Source organism: Micromonospora sp. I033, from assembly GCF_053890995.1.
The window spans coordinates 1-3,968 of the sequence record NZ_JBSSLX010000337.1 but is presented as its reverse complement, the minus strand read 5'-3'; the positions used below and the strand labels follow the sequence as shown (position 1 = coordinate 3,968).

Annotated in this window: 4 protein-coding genes; 3 read left to right on the top strand and 1 reads right to left on the bottom strand. The window is 78.0% G+C overall.

The genetic code is table 11. The features are described from left to right. The first annotated feature begins 83 nt into the window (after nt 1–83). The 3 genes from ACW0Q9_RS29615 to ACW0Q9_RS29605 are packed head-to-tail and all read left to right on the top strand — an operon-like array spanning nt 84 to nt 3,512. Nucleotides 84–896 (top strand): carotenoid biosynthesis protein, encoded by an 813-nt coding sequence (locus ACW0Q9_RS29615; RefSeq protein ID WP_456186922.1) that lies wholly within the window; start codon nt 84–86, stop codon nt 894–896. Then, complete coding sequence (locus ACW0Q9_RS29610) at nt 893–2,017, top strand: glycosyltransferase (RefSeq protein WP_456186920.1); 1,125 nt, start codon at nt 893–895, stop codon at nt 2,015–2,017. Before ACW0Q9_RS29615 ends, ACW0Q9_RS29610 begins: the two co-directional genes overlap by 4 nt. Nucleotides 2,018–2,027: 10 nt before the next feature. Further along, complete coding sequence (locus ACW0Q9_RS29605) at nt 2,028–3,512, top strand: phytoene desaturase family protein (RefSeq protein WP_456186918.1); 1,485 nt, start codon at nt 2,028–2,030, stop codon at nt 3,510–3,512. Nucleotides 3,513–3,560: 48 nt separating this feature from the next. Here ACW0Q9_RS29605 and ACW0Q9_RS29600 read toward each other — a convergent pair. Then, a partial coding sequence (locus tag ACW0Q9_RS29600) for a CDP-alcohol phosphatidyltransferase family protein (protein WP_456186916.1) occupies nt 3,561–3,968 on the bottom strand: 408 nt, incomplete at its 5' end.

Below are 3,968 nucleotides of genomic sequence, written 5' to 3'. Positions count from 1 at the left end.
CAGGAGCCCCGTGGGGTCGGAGCCGGGGGGACCCGGCCGCCCCCCCCGCCCGCCCCCGGGGGGGCGCCCGCCCCGGCCATGCCGTGAGCCGGGGCCGGCTGCCCTGGGCGCTGCTGGCCGTCCTGGTCCTGGCCCAGATCTGCTACCCGCTCACCGGCGGCGCGACCCGGGCCGGGCTGACCGTGGCCACCGTCGGGCTCGGCTGGCTGCTCTCCGTGGGGCACGCGCTGCTCACCCGGGGTACGCGCACCGCGCTCGCGCTTGTCGCCGTGGCCACCGGCGGCGGCTTCGCGATCGAGGCGCTCGGGGTGGCCACCGATTTCCCGTTCGGCAGCTACGACTACTCCGGTGAGCTGGGCCCGAAGCTGGCCGGGGTGCCGCTGGTCATCCCGCTGGCCTGGACCTGGATGGCCTGGCCGGCCTGGCTCACCGCGGTCCGGCTCACCGGCTCCCGCCCGGGCCGGATCGCCCTCGCCGCGGTCGGGCTGGCCGCCTGGGACCTCTTCCTCGACCCGCAGATGGTGGCCGAGGGCTACTGGCGCTGGCGGGACGCCACCCCGGCCCTGCCGGGCCTGCCCGGCATCCCGGTCAGCAACTACCTCGGCTGGCTGCTCTTCGCGGTGCTGCTGACGGCCGCGCTGCGCCCGCTCGCCGGGCCGGCCGTCGACCGCACCGACGCCCGGGACGCCCCGATGTTCGCGCTCTACCTGTGGACGTACGCCTCCAGCGTGCTGGCGCACGCGGTCTTCCTCCGGCTGCCCGCCTCGGCGGCCTGGGGCGCGGTCGGGATGGCGGTGGCCGCCGTGCCGCTGGCGGTGACGCTGTGGCGCGCCCGCCGGGACGGGGCCGGTCGCGGGGCGGTGGAACCGGCGCCCCGCGTCGACGCGCCGGCATGATCCCCGCGCTCGTCCTGGTCGCGGTGGTCGCCGCGCTCACCGCGCACACGCTGGTCAACGCCACCGCCTGGCTGCGCCGGCCCGGCGCCGGGCCGGTCGAGGTCACCGAGGCGGTGGCGGTGCTGCTGCCGCTGCGCGACGAGGCCGACCGGGTCACCCCGTGCCTGCGCGCGCTGCTCGCCCAGCGCGGCGTGCCGGGGCTGCGGGTCGTGGTGCTCGACGACGGCTCGACCGACGGCACCGCCGACGTGGTCCGCGCGGTGGCCGGCGGCGACCCGCGGGTCACCCTGCTCACCGGGGTCGCCCCGCCGCCGGGCTGGTTGGGCAAGCCGCACGCCTGCTGGCAGCTCGCCACCCGCACCGACCCGGCCCCGACCGTGCTGGCCTTCGTCGACGCCGACGTGGTGCTCGCCCCGTACGCGGTCGCGGCGGCGGTGACCGAACTGCGCACGGCCGGGGCGACGTTGCTGTCGCCGTACCCCCGGATCGTGGTGCGGACGGCGGCCGACCGGCTGGTGCAGCCGCTGTTGCAGTGGTTGTGGCTGACCTTCCTGCCGCTGCGCGCGATGGAACGCTCGCCGCGGCCGTCGCTGGCCGCGGCGGGCGGGCAGTTCCTGGTCGTGGACCGGGCCGGCTACCTGCGCGCCGGCGGGCACGCGGCGGTCGCCGACCGGGTCCTGGAGGACATCGAGCTGGCCCGGGCCGTGAAGCGGTCCGGCGGCCGGATCGCCCTGGCGGACGGCTCCCGGCTGGCCACCTGCCGGATGTACGAGAGCTGGCCGCAGCTGCGCGACGGCTACACCAAGTCGCTCTGGGCCTCGTTCGGGCACCCGACCGCCGCGGCCGGGGTGGTCACCCTGCTGCTCCTGCTCTACACCGCTCCCCCGGTGGTCGCCCTCGGGCTCGCCTCGACAGCTCCCCGGGTGTCAATGGTCGCGCTCATCGCATACCTGCTCGGCGTCGCCGGGCGGGCGGTCAGCGCCCGGGCCACCGGCGGGCGGGCCTGGCCCGACGCGCTGGCACACCCCGTGTCGGTCGTGGTCCTCGGTTGGCTGACCCTCCGGTCGTACCATCTGCGGAAGCGACGCCGGCTCACCTGGCGGGGTCGCCCGGTCAGCTAGGAGGCGGGGCATGGCGCGGATCGTGGTCATCGGCGCCGGCGTGGGCGGGCTGGCCACCGCCGCCCGGCTGGCGGTCACCGGGCACGAGGTCACCGTCTTCGAGCGGGCCGACACGGTCGGCGGCAAGCTCGGCCGGCACCTGCACGACACCCCCGAGGGGCCGTGGCGCTTCGACACCGGGCCGAGCCTGGTCACCCTGCCGCAGGTGTTCCACGACCTGTTCGAGGCGACCGGCGCGAAGCTCGACGAATACCTGGACCTGGTGCCGCTGGACCCGATCGTCCGGCACGTCTTCCCCGGCGGCCCCACCCTCGACTCCTGCGCCGACCCCGCCGAGTTCACCGCCCGGATCGGCGCGGCGCTCGGCGACCGGGCCGCCGCCGACTGGCAGCGGCTCTGGCGGCGCGCCGGCCGGGTGTGGGCGGCCTCGCACCGGGACGTGCTGCGCCGCACCGTCGACTCCCCGCGCGACCTGGCCGCGCTGGCCTGGCGGCTGGGCGACCTCGCCGCCATCGGCCCCGGCCGCAGCCTGCGCGGGCTGGGCCGCCGGCACCTGGCCGACCCCCGGCTGCGCATGCTGCTCGACCGCTACGCCACCTACACCGGCGCCGACCCGCGCCGGGCACCGGCCGCGCTGGTCGCGGTCCCCTACGCCGAGCTGGCGTACGGCGGCTGGTACCTGCGCGGCGGGCTGGGCACCCTGGCCGACGCGCTGCTGTCACGCTGCCTGGACCTCGGCGTGGTGGTGCGGACGGACACCACGGTCACCCGGATCGACGCGGCCGGCGGCCGGGTGCACGGGGTACGCCTGGCCGGGGTGGCCGCCCCGGTCCCCGCCGACGCGGTGGTGGCCAACGTCGACGCGCTGACCGTCTACCGAGACCTGCTGCCCACCCCGCGCCGGCTGGCCGGGCTCACCGACCGCAGCCTGGCCGGCTTCGTGCTGCTGCTCGGCGTCCGCGGCGACTCCGGGCTGGCCCACCACACCGTCTTCTTCCCCCGCGACCACGACGCCGAGTTCGACGCGGTCTTCGGCGACCCGGGGCGGGGCGTCCGGGCCCGGCCGGCTCCCGACCCGACCGTCTTCGTCACCGTGGCCGACGACCCGGCGGTCCGCCCGGAGGGGCACGAGGCGTGGTTCGTGCTGGTCAACGCCGCCCGGCACGGCACCGCGGCGGGCGCGGTCGACTGGCGGCGGCCGGGGCTGGCCGAGGCGTACGCCGACCGGATCCTCGACGTGCTCGCCGAGCGGGGCGTGGACGTGCGGGACCGGCTGGTGTTCCGGGAGATCCGCACCCCGGCCGACCTGGACGCGGCCACCGGCGCGCCGGGCGGGGCGATCTACGGCACCGCGGGCGGGCTGCTCCGCCCCGCCAACCGGGGCCCGGTGGCCGGGCTCTGGCTGGTCGGCGGCTCCAGCCACCCCGGCGGCGGCCTGCCCATGGTCACCCTGTCGGCGGAGATCGTCGCCGAGGCCATCGGCCCGGCCTGGTAGCGCTCGCAGCGGCCCCCGCTCGCCGGACCCCGGCCAGGTCGGCCGGTCTCAGTCGGCGTCGATGAGGGCCCGGCGGACGGCGGAGAGCAGCTGGCCGAGGCCGAAGCCGGCCAGCAGCACCCAGACCGTGGTGGCCATCGTGACGGTGCCGGCGGTCAGGTCGGCGTCGACCAGCCCGGTGAGCCCGGCGACCAGCAGCCCGACCAGCGCCACGCAGACCCGGGTGGGGCGCTCCCCCACGGTCACGGCGCCGATCTCCCGCATCCCGGCGGAGACCGCCCGGGCCCGCACGTACTCGTGCAGCCAGGACAGGCCCCCGGCCGCGGCGACCAGCGCGCCGGGCGCGCCGAGCAGCCAGAACGCGGTCAGCCAGGCGGCCTCGCCGAGCCGGTCGGCCACCGAGTCGTAGACGTAGCCGAGCCGGGTGGTGCGGTTGGTGGCCACCGCCACGGCGCC

Bases quoted from the DNA above. Each gene is read 5' to 3' on its own strand.
- ACW0Q9_RS29610 (WP_456186920.1), top strand. From the start codon at position 893: ATGATCCCCGCGCTCGTCCTGGTCGCGGTGGTCGCCGCGCTCACCGCG.
- ACW0Q9_RS29605 (WP_456186918.1), top strand. From the start codon at position 2,028: ATGGCGCGGATCGTGGTCATCGGCGCCGGCGTGGGCGGGCTGGCCACC.